General features: G+C 68.6%; 16 protein-coding genes. 11 read left to right on the top strand and 5 right to left on the bottom strand.

Annotation, left to right across the window (positions count from 1 at the left end):
• The first annotated feature begins 5 nt into the window (after window positions 1–5).
• Window positions 6–1,154: a fatty acid desaturase family protein gene (locus AC5P5S_RS11415; protein ID WP_005413710.1), complete on the top strand. Its 1,149-nt coding sequence runs from the start codon at window positions 6–8 to the stop codon at window positions 1,152–1,154.
• Window positions 1,155–1,159: 5 nt separating this feature from the next.
• On the opposite strand, the gene AC5P5S_RS11410 is transcribed toward AC5P5S_RS11415, so the two are convergent.
• The 5 genes from AC5P5S_RS11410 to AC5P5S_RS11390 form a co-directional block, all read right to left on the bottom strand.
• Window positions 1,160–1,495 carry a tetratricopeptide repeat protein gene (locus tag AC5P5S_RS11410; protein WP_005409958.1) on the bottom strand — a complete coding sequence of 112 codons (336 nt, stop codon included), beginning with the start codon at window positions 1,493–1,495 and terminating at the stop codon, window positions 1,160–1,162.
• Window positions 1,495–2,070: a flavin reductase family protein gene (locus AC5P5S_RS11405; protein ID WP_060380633.1), complete on the bottom strand. Its 576-nt coding sequence runs from the start codon at window positions 2,068–2,070 to the stop codon at window positions 1,495–1,497. The genes AC5P5S_RS11410 and AC5P5S_RS11405 overlap by 1 nt, the downstream gene beginning before the upstream one ends.
• The gene (locus AC5P5S_RS11400) at window positions 2,067–2,696 is read right to left on the bottom strand and encodes a superoxide dismutase (protein WP_062606210.1); all 630 of its coding nucleotides are present in this window, start codon (window positions 2,694–2,696) and stop codon (window positions 2,067–2,069) included. Before AC5P5S_RS11400 ends, AC5P5S_RS11405 begins: the two co-directional genes overlap by 4 nt.
• A 247-nt stretch (window positions 2,697–2,943) precedes the next feature.
• Window positions 2,944–4,464 (bottom strand): thioredoxin family protein, encoded by a 1,521-nt coding sequence (locus tag AC5P5S_RS11395; RefSeq protein ID WP_062606209.1) that lies wholly within the window; start codon window positions 4,462–4,464, stop codon window positions 2,944–2,946.
• A gap of 129 nt (window positions 4,465–4,593) precedes the next feature.
• On the bottom strand, window positions 4,594–5,043 hold the full coding sequence (locus tag AC5P5S_RS11390) for a GNAT family N-acetyltransferase (protein ID WP_062606207.1): 450 nt from the start codon (window positions 5,041–5,043) through the stop codon (window positions 4,594–4,596).
• A gap of 66 nt (window positions 5,044–5,109) precedes the next feature.
• On the opposite strand from AC5P5S_RS11390, the gene AC5P5S_RS11385 reads away from it, so the two are divergent.
• From AC5P5S_RS11385 to AC5P5S_RS11340, 10 genes are all read left to right on the top strand, one after another.
• The gene (locus AC5P5S_RS11385; RefSeq protein ID WP_062606206.1) at window positions 5,110–6,045 is read left to right on the top strand and encodes a TIGR03571 family LLM class oxidoreductase; all 936 of its coding nucleotides are present in this window, start codon (window positions 5,110–5,112) and stop codon (window positions 6,043–6,045) included.
• Window positions 6,046–6,166: 121 nt separating this feature from the next.
• Window positions 6,167–6,478 carry a DUF3817 domain-containing protein gene (locus AC5P5S_RS11380; protein ID WP_005413704.1) on the top strand — a complete coding sequence of 104 codons (312 nt, stop codon included), beginning with the start codon at window positions 6,167–6,169 and terminating at the stop codon, window positions 6,476–6,478.
• Window positions 6,479–6,631: 153 nt separating this feature from the next.
• The gene (locus tag AC5P5S_RS11375; protein WP_062606205.1) at window positions 6,632–7,828 is read left to right on the top strand and encodes an MFS transporter; all 1,197 of its coding nucleotides are present in this window, start codon (window positions 6,632–6,634) and stop codon (window positions 7,826–7,828) included.
• Entirely contained in the window at window positions 7,825–9,018 is a 1,194-nt protein-coding gene (locus AC5P5S_RS11370) for an isochorismate synthase (RefSeq protein ID WP_495276318.1), read from the top strand. The genes AC5P5S_RS11375 and AC5P5S_RS11370 overlap by 4 nt, the downstream gene beginning before the upstream one ends.
• The gene (locus tag AC5P5S_RS11365) at window positions 9,015–10,667 is read left to right on the top strand and encodes a (2,3-dihydroxybenzoyl)adenylate synthase (RefSeq protein ID WP_062606201.1); all 1,653 of its coding nucleotides are present in this window, start codon (window positions 9,015–9,017) and stop codon (window positions 10,665–10,667) included. Before AC5P5S_RS11370 ends, AC5P5S_RS11365 begins: the two co-directional genes overlap by 4 nt.
• Complete coding sequence (locus AC5P5S_RS11360; protein WP_012480509.1) at window positions 10,667–11,299, top strand: isochorismatase family protein; 633 nt, start codon at window positions 10,667–10,669, stop codon at window positions 11,297–11,299. The genes AC5P5S_RS11365 and AC5P5S_RS11360 overlap by 1 nt, the downstream gene beginning before the upstream one ends.
• Entirely contained in the window at window positions 11,299–11,556 is a 258-nt protein-coding gene (locus AC5P5S_RS11355; protein ID WP_495276317.1) for a phosphopantetheine-binding protein, read from the top strand. The genes AC5P5S_RS11360 and AC5P5S_RS11355 overlap by 1 nt, the downstream gene beginning before the upstream one ends.
• On the top strand, window positions 11,553–15,443 hold the full coding sequence (locus AC5P5S_RS11350; protein WP_495276316.1) for an enterobactin synthase subunit F: 3,891 nt from the start codon (window positions 11,553–11,555) through the stop codon (window positions 15,441–15,443). The genes AC5P5S_RS11355 and AC5P5S_RS11350 overlap by 4 nt, the downstream gene beginning before the upstream one ends.
• Window positions 15,434–16,192, top strand: a complete 759-nt coding sequence (locus tag AC5P5S_RS11345; protein ID WP_062606196.1) for a 2,3-dihydro-2,3-dihydroxybenzoate dehydrogenase — start codon at window positions 15,434–15,436, stop codon at window positions 16,190–16,192. The genes AC5P5S_RS11350 and AC5P5S_RS11345 overlap by 10 nt, the downstream gene beginning before the upstream one ends.
• A gap of 205 nt (window positions 16,193–16,397) precedes the next feature.
• A complete protein-coding gene (locus tag AC5P5S_RS11340) occupies window positions 16,398–16,844 on the top strand; it encodes an REP-associated tyrosine transposase (RefSeq protein ID WP_024958589.1) in 447 nt (148 codons plus the stop codon).
• The last annotated feature ends 180 nt before the right edge of the window (window positions 16,845–17,024 follow it).

Genomic DNA, 17,024 nt, shown 5'->3' with positions numbered 1-17,024 from the left:
CTGCCATGACCCGCGCTACCGACCGTGCCCTGAGTACTGCCGAGATGCATGCCTTCGGTGAGGAACTCGACGCGATCCGCGACCGTGTGATCGGCAGCCTCGGCGCCTCCGATACCCGCTACATCCGTCGCGTGGCTGCCGCCGTGCGCTGGTTCGGCGTGGGCGGCCGTGGCCTGCTGTTCCTTGCGGCGTTCTCGCCACTGTTCTGGATGCCGCTGCTGTGGCCGGCCGCGATCACCGGCACGCTGCTGCTGGCGCTGTCGAAGATCCTGGAGAACATGGAGCTGGGCCACAACGTCATGCACGGCCAGTTCGACTGGACCGGCGACCCCAAGCTCAATGGCAACACCTACGAGTGGGATATCGTTGCCACCGCCGACAACTGGCGCAAGACCCACAATTTCCGCCACCACACCTACACCAACGTGCGTGGCATGGACGATGACATCGGCTACGGCCTGCTGCGCATCTTCCCGGAACAGCGCTGGAAGCCGTTCTACCTGCTGCAGCCGATCATCGCACCGATCTTCGCGCTGCTGTTCCAGTGGGGCGTGGCCGCGCAGGACCTGCGCCTGGGCCGTTGGCTGAAGGGCCGCATCAGCGGCCGTGCGATGTGGATGCAGACCCGCCCGGTGGCGCGGAAAATGGCCCGCCAGGTGCTGAAGGACTACGTGTTCTTCCCGCTGCTGGCCGGCCCGTTCTTCCTCACCGTGATGCTGGGCAACATGGTGGCCAACGGCCTGCGCAACATCTGGACCTACGTGATCATCTTCTGCGGCCACTTCACCGCCGAATCGGAAACCTTCCCGAAGGAATGCCTGCGCAATGAATCGCGCGGCCACTGGTACCTGCGCCAGCTGCGCGGGTCGTCCAACATCAGTGGCGGCTTCCTGATCAACGTGCTGTCGGGCAACCTCAGCCACCAGATCGAGCACCACTTCTACCCGGACCTGCCGGCCAACCGCTATGCGGCCATCGCCAAGGAAGTGAAGGACATCTGCCGCCGTTACGGCCAGCACTACAACAACGGCTCGCTGCCGCGCCAGTTCGGCCAGGTGGTCTGGCGCATCCTGCGTCACGCGTTCCCGAGCAAGCCGCGCCGCCTGCCGATGTCGGACATCATGTCCGCACCGGCATCGGCCAACGCGGGCTGATCGACTCAGCCCGCTTTCGCCAGGTCCGCCTGCTCGCGGTCCAGGCGTCGCAGGAACACCTGCATTTCCTTGCGTGCCTGCTGGTCGCCCTTGCTGCCGGCCACGCTCAGGCCGCGTTGCCATGCTTCGCGCGCCGCCTGCGGCTGGCCACTGGCCAGCCAGGCCTTGCCCAGCAGCTTCCACGCCGCCGAGTACTGCGGATCAAGCACCACGCAACGGCCCAGATGGGTCGCCGCGCGCACCGGGTTGCCGGCATCCAGCCAGCCCTTGCCCAGGCCGAAGCGCAGCAGCGCGCCGTCCTTGCCGGCGGCAAGCATGCATTCCAGAGCTTCAATGTTCATCAGCGCACCTCCACCAGCAGCTCGGCTGGGCCGGGCTGGAAGCGGCCCCGATGGAACAGCAGCGGCGCGCCGCCGTTCTCGTGCACGTCGATGATGCGGCCGGCCAGCAGCAGGTGATCGCCCACCGGCCACTGTGCGTGGCGGGTACAGGTGAGATGGGCGACCGCACCGGCGATGCGCGGTGGGGCGTCCTCGTCGTCATCCAGCAATGCCAGGCCATCGAAGCGGTTGCGCACCTGCGGATCGGCGAAGCGCCGGGCCAGCGCTTCCTGGTCGGCCGCCAGCACGCTGATCGCAAAGCGGGTGGCGCGCTGGAAGGTGGACAGGCTCTGCGCGTGCAATGCCAGGTTCCACAGCACCAGGGGCGGCTGCAATGACACCGGCACGAACGAATTGATGGTCAGGCCGATGGGCTTGCCCTGCGCATCGCGTGCGCAGACGATGGCCACGCCGGTAGGAAAGTGGCCGAGCAGCCGCCGCAGTGCGCGCGGCGGCATCTCGACCGACGGCACCGGGGCCGGGGCGGGGAATACCCCCGCCCACGGCCCGGCGTACGGCATTGTCTCGCCGCTCATGAGGCCCTGGCCTGGCGGTAGCGCCGGCCGACCTCGGCCCAGTTGATGATGTTGAAGAACGCACCGATGTAGTCCGGGCGACGGTTCTGGTAGTGCAGGTAGTAGGCGTGTTCCCAGACATCCAGTGCGAGGATCGGGGTGTTGCCGGACAGGCCCACGGCTGCACCCATCAGCGGGCTGTCCTGGTTGGCGCTGCTTTCCACCTGCAGGCGGCCATCGCGATCGCTGGTCAGCCAGGCCCAGCCGCTGCCGAAGCGGGTCTGCGCCGCCTTGGTGAAGGCATCCTTGAAGGCATCGAAGCCGCCAAGATCGCGGTCGATGGCGGCGGCCAGCTCATCATCGGGTGCACCACCGTTGGTGCTGAGTACGGTCCAGAACAGGCTGTGGTTGGCGTGGCCGCCACCGTTGTTGCGGACCGCGCCACGCTGCGCCTCGGGCACGGCATCGAGGTTGGCGATCAGCGCCTCGACCGGCTGCTCGGCGATGCCGGCCTGCTCGATGGCGGCGTTGAGGTTGTTGACGTAGGTCTGGTGGTGCTTGCTGTGGTGGATCTCCATCGTGCGCGCATCGAAATGCGGCTCAAGGGCGTCGTAGGCGTAGGGGAGCGGGGGAAGCGAGTACGACATCGAATCAGTCTCCGTGGGGAAGGCCAGGGGGCTGGCCGTGGGGAGACTGTTATCGCACCTCAACATTGGTTGAGGTCAAGGGGAAGGATTGAAATGCGTGAAAGGGAGCAGGAGCGGCATGGTAGTGCCGGCCGCTGGCCGGCAATCAGCGAAGGTCGGGTTGCCGGCCAGCGGCCGGCACTACCAGAACCCGCTTTTCGAACCTCACCGGCGCGCTGACGTGCCCGCTGCCAGCGTTTTCATCAACTCAACTCAACCAGTCCTTGCACGCACCATCCACCTGGTCACCGCATACCTGCTGCATCCGCTGCTGCAGCCGCGCCAGTGTCTCCGCACCCTGGTGCTTGCCACTCCACGTCTTCAACTGCCCGGCCAGCCGCTCGAAGCGCTGGCGGGTGCGCTGGTGGTAGCCCGACGGCTGCGCTTCCAGTTCGGCGATCAGCGAGGTGGTGGCCTGCTCGATGCGTGGTGCATCGTCCGGCGCCAGCTTCAGCAGGCCCTCCACGTACAGCACGCCCCATTGCACGCGGGTGGCCGGGCCCTGGGCACCGTCGTAGGCACGCTTCAGCCACTCCAGCGCACCGGCGGTGTCGCCGCGCTGCTCGGCCAGTTCGGCCAGCTCGGGCATGTAGTAGTAGGGCTGTTCGCTGCGCTTCAGCTCGGCCAGCAACAGCGCCTCGGCACCCGCGTCGTCGCCGACCTCACGCAGCGCATGGACCGCGCTGCTGATTGTGGCCTGGCGCGCATGCGCATCGGTGGCGGCGGCATCGGCAGCGGCCACGCGCTGCTTGACCCGCTCAACCAGGGCCGCGGGCAGTGCGCCCTTCGGCTGCTGCTGGCGGGCCAGCGATACTTCGGTCAGCGCACGCGACAACGCGTCGTCCGCGCGATCACCGCGCTCGGCGTCCGCGCGCTCCAGTGCGACCAGCAGCTGCTGTCCCAGCGTGTTGCTGGTGGCTGGCCCAGCGCTGGCCTGCTTGACCAGCTGCACGCCTGCATAGCCCAGCAACTCACGGTTGCGGCGTACTTCTGCCGGTTGCGCCAGCACTGCCTGCAGCAGCTCGCGTACTTCGGTGGGCGAGGCAGCGGGTTTTTCGGCCGTTGCCAAGGCAAGCAGAGCGAAGCGGCGCTGCAGGGCGGCATCCGGTGCGGCCTTGGACAACTGGCGCAGTACGTCCTGGCTCCTGCGCTCGCCGGCCAGGCGGTTTGCGTCCACTTCCCAGCCGTAGTCGCCCAGTACCTGCCAGTCTTCGGTGGCCAGTCGGTCCGGCGTTGCCAACGCGGTGGCCAGGGTGGCGGCAACAGCACTGCGGCGGCCTGCGGCAACGGTCAGTGCCCGGGTCAGTTCGGCGGCGTCATTGCCGCCGGCCACGCGGGTGATTTCGTTGCGCTGTGGGTCCAGCACGATCAGGGTCGGATAGCCGCGTACGCCGAAGCGCTCGCCCCAGGCCTGCGCACCTTCCTCGTCGCCATCCAGATAGACGGGAACGAATTTGCTGGTCAGCGCGATGAAGGCCGGGTCCTTGAACAGGCCCGCCTTGAGCTGGTTGCACGGCGGGCACCAGACCGCGCCCCAGTACAGCAGCACCGGCTTGCCGCTGTCGGCGGCTTCGGCGAAGGCATCGTCCACATCGCCCTGGCGCCAGGCAATGGCGGACGCCGGCGCGGGTGCCTCGGCGGAGTTGGCGGTGGAAACCGGGGCCGGGGTGCAGGCGCTCAGCGCCGAAGCCAGCAGCAACACGGAAAGCGCGACGCGCATCGGCAGCATCTCGAAGGGCAGGGTGACAGGCCATTGTAGGAACCGCCGGGGAGCCCGCTGATTCAGTTTGCTTATGACGGGCGTGCTGCAGGGCATGACGCCCACCGGGCATTGCCGGGCAACGCCGGGCGGATGCCTTCAGGCCGCTGCCCGCACCATCTGCTGATACACCAACCCATTGAACTCGCCGACGTCACCGTCCAGCGCAAAGCCATAGCGCAGGTAGGTCGGTACTGCATTGAGCGAGGCGCGCACGGTCATGACCGGCTCGCGCACCTGTGGAACCACCGCCTCGAACAAAGCATAGCCGATGCCCTGGCCCTGGCAGGCGGGATCGACGAACAGCATCGCAAGGTGCCGGCCCTCCTTCAGTTCGATCACGCCGACGACACGGCCGTCCTGCTCGGCCACCAGGATGTGGCTGTCACCGTGCAGGCGCGCGCCGAATGCTTCGGCAGCGGCGACACTGCCGAAGGTGGCGATGCCGGCCGCGCTGAGCGAAGGCGCGACCGCCGCAGTGAACGCGGCCAGGCACACCGCGCTGATCGCAGGCAGGTCATCGACGTGGGCAGGGCGGATCGTCGGCATGCAGTGTTCTTCCGGTAGTGGGCGGCGCGTCATCGTTGCCGCAGGCCTGCACGCTAAGCTGGCGGCATGAGTGAGTTCAATCCTGCTTACGCTGCCTTGTTTCCGCAACAGGGCCTGAGCCTGGGCCTGATGACGCCTGTCGCCGCGCATGGACTGGCCGATCCGAATGAGGCGCGGCGCATTGCGCGACTGGCCGATGATCTGGGCTTTGCCGCATTGTGGACGCGTGATGTACCACTGATGGTGCCGCAGGGTCCGGACGCGACAGCAAGCGCGCTGGATGACCCGTTCCTGTGGCTGGGCATGCTGGCTGCCGCGACCGGACGCATCGTGGTCGGCAGCGCGGCCATCGTGCTGCCATTGCGGCAGCCGCTGCAGGTGGCGAAGTCGGCCTTGAGCCTGGACCGGATCAGCGGCGGACGGTTCGTGCTGGGCCTGGGTTCGGGGGACCGCCCCGAAGAGTTCGCCGCATTCGGCGAGGATCTGGAGGGCAGGGCGGCGACCTTCCGTGCGCGCTGGACGTTGCTGCGCGCGGCGCTGTCACCGGAGGCCGATGAGCGGACCGCCGTACTGCAGGCGACGGGTGGCTTCGACGTGCTGCCGGCGCCGGCAACCCGCATCCCGATGCTGGTGGTGGGTACCGCGCGGCAGAGCCTGCAGTGGATCGCGCGCGAGGCCGAAGGCTGGGCCACCTATCACCGCGAGGAGGCCGCGCAGGAAGGGCGCATCGGCCTGTGGCAGCAGGCGCTGGTGCAGCGTGGTGGGCCAGCCAAGCCGTTCGTGCAGTCGATGCTGCTGGACCTGCAGGCCGATCCGCAGGCGCCAGCCGAGCCGCTGCCGCTGGGCCTGAAGGTCGGCCGCGATGGCCTGCGTGACTACCTGCTGCGCGTGCGTGCGCAGGGCGTGGCGCACGTGATGTTCAACCTGGTCGACAACGGGCGGCCGATGGACGCGATGCTGCGTGAGATCGGGGAGCACGTTCTGCCACACACGCTCCGGTAGCTGTCCACCTCGGTGGGCTCCAGCGGTCGCGCACGGCTCGACTCTACATGGGGTTCGCATCTGCGTATCATTCGCATTTGATACCCCCATGCCGGAGCCCCACGTGACCCAACATTCCCCCATGCACCCGACCGGACGTCTGTTCGCCGCGGTCGCTTTCATCGAGGCCGTGACCTGGGCCGGCCTGCTCATCGGCATGTGGATGAAGTACGGCCCGATGGCCAACGTGGCGCTGGTGAAGCTGTTCGGGCCGCTGCACGGCGTGGCCTTCCTGGTCTATGTGGCAGTCACCCTGTTCGCGGCGGTGCGCCTGCGCTGGCCGTGGTGGGCCAGTGCGCTGGCGCTGCTGGCAGCCATCCCGCCGCTGGTGACGCTGCCGCTGGAGTGGTGGTTCAAGCGCCGTGGCCTGCTCGGCCTGCATGCAATGCGCTGAACCCACTGTTGCGCGCCCATTCAAGAGAATGGGTATCAAATGCAAATACGAGCCGTTATCATTTAAGGGTGGCGTCCGGTCCTGAGCAGGGCCGGTGCCGGGCGGGGTGCGCAGGCGTGCCCGGCCATCCTTTCCTGTTACGGCTGGTGTTCCATGCACGCACGTCCCGTCGTTCCCGGCTTGCCGGCGCTGGTGTTGGCTGCCCTGATCGGCACCATGGCGATGATGTCCTTCGTCGCCGTGATCGGCCCGGTGGTCCGCATGCTCGGCTTGTCCGAGTGGCATGCCGGCCTGTCGGTCACCGCCGCAGGCGTGTTGTGGATGCTGGCCGCGCGCCCCTGGGGCCAGCTCAGCGACCACATTGGGCGCAAGCGCGTGCTGATCCTGGCGATGAGTGCCTATACGGCGGTCTACATCGCACTGGCGGTGTTCATCGACGTCGCCCTGCAGGCGGTGCCGCCGGTACTGGTGTCGGTGCTGGTGCTGGTCGGCGCGCGCGGCTTGATCGGGCTGTTCTACGCGGCCGTGCCGCCCACGGCCGCTGCGCTGATTGCCGACAAGGCACCGACCGGGCAGCGCGCCAGTTTCCTCGCCCGGCTGGGCAGTGCCAACGCGCTGGGCATGGTACTGGGTCCGGCCGCTGCCGGCTGGCTGGCCTATACCAATCTTTCGCTGGCGCTGTACGTGGCCGCGTTGCTGCCGTTGCTGGCACTGGCATTGCTGGCCTGGCGGCTGCCGGCTACACCACCGGTGGTGGGCGCGTCCGCACAGCGCCGCACGCCGATGAGCCGTCTCGACGCGCGCCTGCGCCTGCCGCAGCTGGCAGCGTTCATCGCGATGGTCTCGGTGACCATCGCGCAGGTCACGGTCGGCTTCTTCGCGATTGATCGCCTGGGCCTGGATGCGGCGGCCGGTGCACGCATGGCCGGCATCGCACTTACCGCCGTTGGTGTCGGCCTGATCCTGGCGCAGGCGCTGGTGATGAAGCTGGAGGTACATCCACGCCGTTGGATCGTCCTTGGCGCCCTGATTTCCGGAATCGGCTTTGCTTCGGTGGCGGGCGTGCAGCAGGGCTGGCAGTTGCCGGCGGCGTACGCGTTGGCCGCGTTTGGCATGGGCTTCGTATTCCCCTCGTTCCAGGCGCTGGCCGCCGATGCGGTGGAGGCGCACGAGCAGGGCGCCGCCGCCGGCACCGTCGCTGCCGCGCAGGGGCTGGGCATGGTGGCCGGGCCGATGCTCGGCACGCTGTTGTATCGCGGCGGGCCGAGCCTGCCTTACCTGCTGGTCGGTGCGCTGCTGCTGTTGCTGTGCGCGCTGGCTGCAGCGCATCGGACGAAGGAGACCCCATGAACGATTCCCTGATGCAGGGCGCGTGGCCGGAGGCTGCGCCAGCGTCACTGGACAGCACCGACGACGCGTCGCTGTTCCTGCTGCAGCATGCCGGCCAGCACGTGCATGCACGCGGCTGCCGCGCCACGCTGCCGGCCGGTGCACTGGCGACATTGGCAGAACGCGTCTCGGCGTTCTTTGCCCGGCAGCGTGGCGGCCCGGGCCTGCTGGTTGGCGCAGTGCCGTTCGAACCGCGTGCGGACGATGCGCTATTCCAGCCCGAGCGCCTGCTGCCGGCACTGGCACTGCAGCCGCAGGCCGCACCGCCGCTGGACGGTTCCCTGAAGGCCGAGCCTGCGCCGCAGGACTATGCGTCAGCGGTTGCCGCGGCGGTGCAGGTACTGCGCGCGCCCGAACTGAACCTCCAGAAGGTGGTGCTGGCGCGCAGCCTGCTGGCACGCACCCGCCAGGCGCTGTCTCCGGACGTGCTGCTGGCACGCCTGGGCGCAGATCCGTCGGTGGCGACCTACGCGGTGCCGTTGCCGGTGGAGCTGTGCCAGGCACCGGCCTGGCTGGTGGGGGCGACGCCGGAACTGCTGCTGCGCAAGCGCGGCGCCGAGCTGTTGTCGCATCCGCTGGCCGGTTCCGCGCGGCGCAGCGCCGATGCCGCCGAGGACGAGCGTGCGGCGCAGGCGCTGCTGGCCTCGACCAAGGACCACGACGAGCACCGCCACGTGGTCGAAGCCATCGTCGAGGGCTTGGCACCGTACTGCAGCCACATCGATGCGCAGCCGCGCCCGGTGCTGCATGCCACCGCCAGTATGTGGCACCTGGGCACCCGCATCCACGCCACCCTGAAGGATCCGCAGGCGTCTGCCGCCGAACTGCTGGCGCAGCTGCACCCCACGCCGGCAGTCTGCGGTACGCCACGGTTGGCGGCGCTGCAGCGCATCCGCGAGCTGGAACCGGTGCCGCGCGGCTTCTACGCCGGTGCCGTGGGCTGGTTGGACGCGCAGGGTGACGGCGACTGGTACGTGGCGATCCGCTGCGCGCGCCTGCAGGGCACGCAGCTGCGCCTGTATGCCGGTGCCGGCATCGTCGCCGAGTCACACCCCGAGGCCGAGGTGGCCGAAACCGCAGCGAAGTTCGCTGCCCTGTTGAACGCGCTGGGTGTCCATGAATCCGCGCCCGCCATCGAGCCTGCCGCATGAGTACCTCCACTGACTCTTCCCGCCTGCCGCTGCAGCAGGTGTGGCCCGACGCGCTGGTGGCGCGCTATCGCGAAGCCGGTCACTGGCGTGGCGAGACCTTCCCGGGTTTCCTGCGCGAGCGTGCAGAACGCTATGCCGATGACATCGCGGTGGTCGCCGGCGACGTACGCCTGAGCTATGCGCAGCTGTGGCATGAGGCAGGCCGCATCGGTGCGGGCCTGCTGGCGCTCGGCCTGCAGCCTGGCGAACGGGTGCTGGTGCAGCTGGGCAATACCGCCGGGTTCATCACCACTGTCTGCGGCCTGTTCCGCGCCGGCCTGGTGCCGGTGTATGCGTTGCCGGCGCACCGCATCACCGAGCTGGCGCACTTCGCCAACAAGGCGGAAGCCAGTGCCTACATCACCACCACACTCCACGATGGCTTCGATCATCGCGGGTTGGCAAGGGCGCTGCAGGCCGAAGTGCCGGCGGTTCGCCATGTGGTGATCGACGGCGATGCAGCGGAGTTCATCGCGCTGGAGGCACTGCAGGGCGATCGCAGCCAGCTGCCGTCCGATCCGGACCCGCAGTCGGTGGCGTTCCTGCAGATTTCCGGAGGCAGCACCGGGCTGTCCAAGCTGATTCCGCGCACCCACGACGACTACATCTACTCGTTCCGCGCCAGCAATGACCTCTGCGGCATCGACCGCGACAGCGTCTATCTGGTCGCGCTGCCGGCCGCGCACAATTTCCCGATGAGTTCGCCGGGCTTCTTCGGCGCACTGTATGCCGGCGCCCGCGTGGTGCTCAGTCCCGGCCCCGGTCCGGATGCGGCCCTCCCGCTGATCGCCCGCGAGCAGGTGACCTGCTGTGGGCTGGTGCCGCCGCTGGCGTTGCTGTGGGCACAGGCCGCCGCCACCAGCAAGCATGACCTGTCCAGCCTGCAGGTACTGCAGGTAGGCGGCGCCAAACTGGTGCCGGAAGCCGCACGGCGGGTGATCGATGGCCTTGGCTGCACGCTGCAGCAGGTGTTCGGCATGGCCGAAGGCCTGGTCAACTACACGCGGCTGGATGACCCGGAGGAGCTGATCGTGGCCTGCCAGGGCCGGCCGATCAGTCCGGATGATGAAGTGCGCGTGGTCGATGACCATGACCAGCCGGTGGCCGAAGGCGAGGTGGGGCATCTGCTCACCCGTGGGCCGTACACCATCCGCGGCTACCACAACGACGCGGTGGCCAATGCGCGCTCGTTCACCGATGACGGCTTCTATCGTACCGGTGACCGTGTGCAGCAGCTGCCCGGAGGCTACCTGGTGGTGCAGGGCCGCGCCGGTGACCACATCAACCGTGCCGGCGAGAAGATCTCCGCCGAAGAGATCGAAGATCACCTGCTGGCCCACCCCGGTGTGTTCGATGCGGCCGTGGTCTCCATTCCCGACGAGTACCTGGGCGAGCGCAGCTGTGCCTTCGTGATTCCGCAGGGCGAACCGTTCAAGGCGCCGGCGCTGAAGTCCTGGATGCGCGGGCGCGGCCTGGCGGCGTTCAAGGTGCCCGACCAGGTCGTGTTCGTCGACAGTTTCGATACCACCGCGGTCGGCAAGATCAGCCGCCGCGAACTGCGCGCGCAGTTGCGTGCGCGTCATCTGCAACAGACAGGAGGAACGCGCTGATGGCGCTGCCCCGTATCACCGATTACCCCTTGCCGACCGCCGCCGAACTGCCGCAGGCACGCGGCCCGTGGCGCCCGCAGCGCGATCGTGTCGCCTTGCTGGTGCACGACATGCAGCGCTACTTCCTGGCCGCATTCGACGCCGGCAATGCACCGCTGCGGCCGGCCGTGGACAACATCGCACGCCTGCTGGCGCATTGCCGCGCGCGCGGTATTCCGGTGTTCTACACCGCCCAGCATGGTGACCAGGATCGCCGTGACCGTGGCCTGCAGGCCGACCTGTGGGGACCGGGCATGCGCCGCAGCGCCGACCATGAACCGATCATCGACGCGCTGGCACCGCAGCCGGGCGAGCACGTGCTGGTCAAGCACCGTTACAGCGCGTTCCAGCGCAGCAACCTGGAGACGCTGATGCGGGTGCGTGGCCGCGACCAGTTGCTGGTGACCGGCGTGTACGCCCATATCGGCTGCACGGCGACCGTGGTCGAGGCGTTCCAGCGTGATATCGAGGCCTTCATTGCCGCCGATGCCGTGGCGGACTTCTCGCGCGCCGATCACGATCAGGCGCTGCACTGGATCGCGCGCACCAGCGGGGTGCCGATGACCACCGACCAGTTGCTGGAGGTGCTGTGATGGCTGCCGCGGGTGAGGTGCTGGATCTGGAGCGCATGCGTGCCGACGTGGCGCGCGTTCTGGAGTGCGAGCCAGCAGGGATCGGTGACGACGACAACCTGATCGACCTGCACCTGGACTCGATGCGCATGCTCGGCCTGGTCCTGGCCTGGGGCAACACCGGCCTGCCGCTGGAGTTCTCGCAGTTGGCCGAGCACACCACGCTGCGCCAGTGGTGGAACGTGGTGCAGACGCTGCAGGCCGCGCAGAACGCATGAACGCCGCTGCGCTGGCCACGCCGGTGGCATTGACCGAGGCCCAGACCGGACTGTGGTTTGCACAGCGGCTGGCGCCGGACAATCCGTCATTCAATACCGCGCACGCGGTGTGGATCGATGGCCCGCTGGACGTGACCGCGTTCGTTGCAGCGGCAGACCAGGCTGCGTTCGAAGCCCATGCCTTTGCGCTGCGCTTTGCCGAAGGGGCCGATGGCCAGCCGCTGCAGTGGTACGACCCGGCACACGTGCCGCTGCTTTCGGTGCGTGATGTGTCCGTCGAGGCTGATCCAGCCGCTGCGGCACGCAGCCTGATGCACGCCGACCGGCTGAGCCCGGTCGACCCCGCCCGCGACCGGATCAGCCAACAGATGCTGCTTGAGCTGGGCGGGCAGCGCTGGGTCTGGTACCTGCGGGTGCATCATCTGGCGGCCGATGGCTATGGCATGGCGCTGTTCACCGATCGCGTGTGCGCGTTGTACGCCGGCCGCATGGGTGAGCCACTGCCGGGGCTGGCGGGCGTGCTGGCCGATGATGCCGCTTATCGTGCCGATCCGCGCCGCGCGCTGGCCGGGCAGTGGTGGCGCGAGCACATGCAGGGCGCACCGGCAGGCGTGGGCCTGGCCGGCACGCTCGCGGCCAGTGACGACGCGCTGCGCTGGGTGCAGCCGCTCGATGCGGCCTTCCGTGAGCAGCTGCTGCAGGCCTCGGTGCGTTGGCTGCAGCCCTGGCCGGATGTGCTGGCCGCGTTGTCGGCCGAGTACCTGCGGCGGATGAGCGCGGCCGATGAAGTGGTGCTGGGCGTGCCCTACATGGGGCGGCTCGGCAACGCGTCGGCGCGGGTGCCGGCGATGGTGATGAATGTGTTGCCGCTGCGCGTGGCGGCCGGCGAGGGCAGCGTGGAGGCCTTCACCCGCGGCCTGGGCCGGAAGCTCAGCCAGGGGCGCAAGCACGGCCGTTACCGCGGTGAGCAGCTGCGCCGGGACCTGGGCCTGGTCGGAGCGCAGCAGCGCCTGCACGGCCCGTTGGTGAATGTGCAGCCGTTCTACAAGCCGCTGGCGCTGGCCGGCGTGCAGGCGACGCTCGAGGTGCTGTGCACCGGGCCGGTGGATGACCTGACGCTGGGCTTCCGTGGCGATGGCCAGGCGCTGCTGGATCTGGAAATCGAGGCCAATCCCGCGCTGTACAGTCGCGAGGATGTCGAGGCGCACGCGGCGCGGCTGCTGCATTTCGTATCGGCGGCGCTGCAGGCTGACGATATCGCAGCCGTGCCCCTGGCGACGCCCAAGGAGGCGCAGCAGGTGCTGCAGGAATTCAATGCCACCGCGCACGCGCTGCCGGAGACGACCCTGGTCGAGCTGCTGCAGCAGGGCATGGATCGGGACCCACACGCGCCTGCGCTGGTGTTCGGCGACGCTGCTTTGGATTACGCAACGCTGGAAGCGCGCAGTTTCGCGCTGGCGGCGCAGCTGCGGGCGATGGATGTCGGCCCGGGCAGCGTGGTGGCGGTGGCATTGCCGCGCTCGCTGGAGCTGGTGATCGCGCTGGTCGCGGTGCTGCGCGCAGGCGCGGCCTATCTTCCGCTGGACCTTGCCCATCCCGATGAGCGACTGGCGCGTATTTTCGCGTCGGCACAGCCGGTGTGCGTACTGGCTGCGGCGGACGTATCGGCGCGCATGGCCGGCGTACCGGTGCTCGCGCCGGAGCAGTGGACGGCGCTGAGCTTCGCCGCGCCGTGGGCCGATCCGGCACCTGACGATGCGGCCTACGTGATCTATACCTCCGGCTCGACCGGCGAGCCGAAGGGCGTGGTCATCGAACATCGTGCCATCGTCAACCGCCTGCTGTGGATGCGCGAGCACTACGGCATCCGCGCCGATGACCGCGTGCTGCAGAAGACCCCGGCCACCTTCGATGTCTCGGTCTGGGAGTTCTTCCTGCCGCTGCTGTGCGGGGCCACGCTGGTGGTCGCCGGGCCGGACGTGCATCGCGATCCCATCGAACTGGCGCGCTTGATCCGCGGGCATGGGATCACCACGGTGCATTTCGTGCCGTCGATGCTCGATGCCTTCCTCGCTGCACCGGCCTCCGAAGGGCTGCAGCTGCGACGGGTGTTCACCAGTGGCGAGGCGCTGGATGCCTCATTGCGCGACCGTTTCCACACGCACGTGCACGCCGAGCTGCACAACCTGTACGGCCCGACCGAGGCGGCGGTGGATGTCAGCTACTGGCCGGCGTCGGCGCAGGATCGCTCGCGGCCGGTGCCGATCGGATTCCCGGTCTGGAACACCCGCCTGTACGTGCTGGACGCGCGGATGCAGCCGGTGCCGGTAGGCGTGGCCGGTGACCTGTACCTGGGTGGTGTGCAACTGGCACGCGGCTATCTCGGTCGCGATGACCTGACTACCGAGCGCTTCCTTGCCGATCCTTTCCTGCCGGGCGAGCGTATCTACCGCACCGGCGACGTGGCACGCTGGCGGCGCGATGGTGCGGTCGAGTACCTGGGCCGCAGCGACCACCAGGTGAAACTGCGCGGCCTGCGCATCGAGCTGGGCGAGATCGAGGCGGCACTGCGCGAGCTGCCTGGCATGGAGCGGGTGGAAGTGCTGCTGCGCCAGGACGCGCCGGGTGATGCCCGGCTGGTGGCCTATGTTCCAGCGGCGTATGCCGACGCCGTGACGCTGCGCAGCCACCTCGCCACGCGTGTGCCGGACTACATGGTGCCCTCGGCCTTCGTTGGTGTGGACCACTGGCCGGTGACCGCCAACGGCAAGCTCGATCGCAACGCGTTGCCGAAGCCACTGCAACTTGAAGTTGCCGGCTTGGCGCCACGCACGCCGCTGGAACAGGAGCTGGCGTTGATGTTCGCACAGGCGCTTGGGCGTGAGGCGCCGGTGGCAGTGGATGCAGATTTCTTCAGTCTCGGCGGTGATTCGCTGTCGGCGGTGCACCTGCTGCTGGCGATCGAGCAGCGCTGGCGCTGCGATCTGGGTCTGGGTGCCTTGTTTGCCCAGCCCACCGTGGCCGCGCTGGCAGTTCGCATTGCCGAGCCGCCCGCGCTGGCCGATCACGCACTGGGGCCAGTGATCGCGCTGGCCGCGACCGACGCTGCCGGGCCCACGCCGCTGTTCGTGCTGCACCCGGCCGGGGGGATCGCCTGGAACTACCGCACCCTGGCCCGGGCACTGCAGCCGGCACGCCCGGTGTATGGCCTGCAGTCGCCGGCCCTGGACGCGCGGCTGCCGCTGCCAAGCAGCATCAAGGCGATGGCCAACGACTACGTACAGCGCGTGGTCGCATTGCAGCCGAAGGGGCCGGTGCATCTGCTGGGCTGGTCGGTGGGTGGCATCCTCGCCCAGGCGATGGCGGTGCGCCTCCACGAGATCGGGCGCGAGGTTGGCGAGCTGGTGCTTCTGGACGCCTATCCCAGCGAGTGCTGGCGGGCCGAGCCGGAACCCGATGCCATCGGTGCATTGCGGGCACTGCTGGCGATTGCCGGTCATGACCCGGATGCGCATCCGGAACTGGACAGCCGTGAACGCATTCTCGCGTTCCTGCGACGTGGCGGTAGTGCACTCGGCAGCCTGCCGGATGTGGTGCTCGATGGCGTGGTGCGCGCGGTGACCGGCACCAATCGATTGATCCGCGAACACATCCACCAACCGTTCGACGGCACGCTGGTGCACGTCCGCGCGGGCCGGGATCACCAGGCGCGACCACAGCTGCAGTCGGCGTTGTGGCGGACCCACGCGCGCAAGGTGCAGGCCTTGGAACTGCCGTTCCTGCACGCCGAGCTGACCGGCCGCGATGCGGTGGCGCAGCTGGCGCCGTGGTTGTCGGCGCGGTTGCGCCAATGGGACGAGCAACAGGAGATCGCAACATGCAGTTGACCGGTTTTGAAGGCCGCGTGGCGTTGGTGACCGGTGCCGCCGGCGGCATCGGCGAGGCACTGGTACGGCTGTTGGCCGAGGCCGGCTGCACGGTGGTGGCGACCGATCGTGAGGCGCCACACGTGGCCGATACGCGGGTCAGGTCGTTCGCACTCGACGTGACCGACAGCGCAGCGGTGGACGCCCTGGTGGATCAGGTCGAATCCAGCATCGGGCCGATCACGCTGGCGGCCAGCGTGGCCGGCGTGCTGCACGTGGGCAGCGTCGCCGAGACCGGCGACGCCGACTGGCGCCGAGTGTTCGCGGTCAACGCCGATGGCGTATTCCACGTTGGGCGTGCCTTGGCGCGGGTGATGTCGCCGCGCCAGCGGGGCGCGATCGTTACCGTCAGTTCGAATGCCGCCGGCGTGCCGCGGCACGGCATGGCCGCCTATGCCGCGTCCAAGGCTGCCGCCACCATGTTCACCCGCTGCCTCGGGCTGGAGCTGGCGCCGCTGGGCATCCGCTGCAACATCGTCGCCCCGGGGTCCACGTTGACCCCGATGCAGACCGGCATGTGGCAGGACGAGCGCGGTGCCGAGCGGGTGATCGCTGGCAGCCTGGAGACCTACAAGGCCGGCATTCCACTGCGCAAGCTGGCCACCCCCGAGGACATCGCGCACTCGGTGATGTTCCTGCTCTCCGAGCAGGCCGGGCACGTGGCGATGAGCGACCTGTACGTCGACGGCGGCGCCACCCTGCGCGGCTGAGCCCCGACGGCCGCCTGCCGGCAGTGGTAGTGCCGGCCGCTGGCCGGCAATCCATAGTCCCGGTAGTGCCGGCCGCTGGCCGGCAACCCACAGCTCCGGTAGTGCCGGCCGCTGGCCGGCAACCTCATTCAACTTCAGACATCTCCCAACCTCCATCGAGGCATGGCCCGACAGCCAACGCCCAATGATCGACCCACCATGGCGCATGAGCAGCCATCGCCTCCGTCTGGGCCGTCACTCGATCATCGGCCAGTCCTACGTTCTGACAACCACGACACACCAGCGCCGCCGGCTCTTTGAAAGCGAAGCTGCAGCAGCATGTGTAATCGACCAGTTCCACTACATCGAACAGCGCGGGCTCGTACAGTCACACGCATGGGTCGTCATGCCGGATCACGTCCACTGGATGTTCGAGCTGCGCGCAGCTCACCTTCCCGACATCGCGCGCCGGATGAAATCGTCGAGCGCGCTCGCCCTGAATCGCCTGGTGGGGCGTCGATGTACGGTCTGGCAGTCTGGCTACTTTGATCATGCCGTGAGGGCCGAGGAGTCGCTGGCGCAGCAAGCGCTGTACATCCTGGGGAATCCGGTGCGCGCCGGTCTTGCTGGGCAGATTGGCGAGTATCCGTATGCATGGTCGGTCTGGTTGTGATGCCGGCCGGCAGCTGGCACTACCAGTCGATGTTCAGCGCGGCCATTCGCTGTTCAGCGCCGCTTGCGCGCGCCTCGGCCGTGGCCGGTCTGGTTGTGATGCCGGCCAGCGGCCGGCACTACCACAGCAAAGCCGAAGCGCAGCGCAGATTGCGTTCCGGCGCACAGAGCGCCCTCGGTG

It is taken from the genome of Stenotrophomonas sp. YJH_SMC_54 (genome assembly GCF_059368435.1).
The sequence above is the reverse complement of the archived record's forward strand: the minus strand, read 5'-3'. Positions and strand labels throughout refer to the sequence as shown.

Bases quoted from the DNA above. Each gene is read 5' to 3' on its own strand.
- AC5P5S_RS11375 (WP_062606205.1), top strand. From the start codon at position 6,632: ATGCACGCACGTCCCGTCGTTCCCGGCTTGCCGGCGCTGGTGTTGGCT.
- AC5P5S_RS11380 (WP_005413704.1), top strand. From the start codon at position 6,167: ATGCACCCGACCGGACGTCTGTTCGCCGCGGTCGCTTTCATCGAGGCC.
- AC5P5S_RS11365 (WP_062606201.1), top strand. From the start codon at position 9,015: ATGAGTACCTCCACTGACTCTTCCCGCCTGCCGCTGCAGCAGGTGTGG.
- AC5P5S_RS11395 (WP_062606209.1), bottom strand. From the start codon at position 4,464: ATGCTGCCGATGCGCGTCGCGCTTTCCGTGTTGCTGCTGGCTTCGGCG.
- AC5P5S_RS11345 (WP_062606196.1), top strand. From the start codon at position 15,434: ATGCAGTTGACCGGTTTTGAAGGCCGCGTGGCGTTGGTGACCGGTGCC.
- AC5P5S_RS11405 (WP_060380633.1), bottom strand. From the start codon at position 2,070: ATGAGCGGCGAGACAATGCCGTACGCCGGGCCGTGGGCGGGGGTATTC.
- AC5P5S_RS11410 (WP_005409958.1), bottom strand. From the start codon at position 1,495: ATGAACATTGAAGCTCTGGAATGCATGCTTGCCGCCGGCAAGGACGGC.
- AC5P5S_RS11360 (WP_012480509.1), top strand. From the start codon at position 10,667: ATGGCGCTGCCCCGTATCACCGATTACCCCTTGCCGACCGCCGCCGAA.
- AC5P5S_RS11400 (WP_062606210.1), bottom strand. From the start codon at position 2,696: ATGTCGTACTCGCTTCCCCCGCTCCCCTACGCCTACGACGCCCTTGAG.
- AC5P5S_RS11390 (WP_062606207.1), bottom strand. From the start codon at position 5,043: ATGCCGACGATCCGCCCTGCCCACGTCGATGACCTGCCTGCGATCAGC.
- AC5P5S_RS11355 (WP_495276317.1), top strand. From the start codon at position 11,299: ATGGCTGCCGCGGGTGAGGTGCTGGATCTGGAGCGCATGCGTGCCGAC.
- AC5P5S_RS11415 (WP_005413710.1), top strand. From the start codon at position 6: ATGACCCGCGCTACCGACCGTGCCCTGAGTACTGCCGAGATGCATGCC.
- AC5P5S_RS11340 (WP_024958589.1), top strand. From the start codon at position 16,398: ATGAGCAGCCATCGCCTCCGTCTGGGCCGTCACTCGATCATCGGCCAG.
- AC5P5S_RS11350 (WP_495276316.1), top strand. From the start codon at position 11,553: ATGAACGCCGCTGCGCTGGCCACGCCGGTGGCATTGACCGAGGCCCAG.
- AC5P5S_RS11370 (WP_495276318.1), top strand. From the start codon at position 7,825: ATGAACGATTCCCTGATGCAGGGCGCGTGGCCGGAGGCTGCGCCAGCG.
- AC5P5S_RS11385 (WP_062606206.1), top strand. From the start codon at position 5,110: ATGAGTGAGTTCAATCCTGCTTACGCTGCCTTGTTTCCGCAACAGGGC.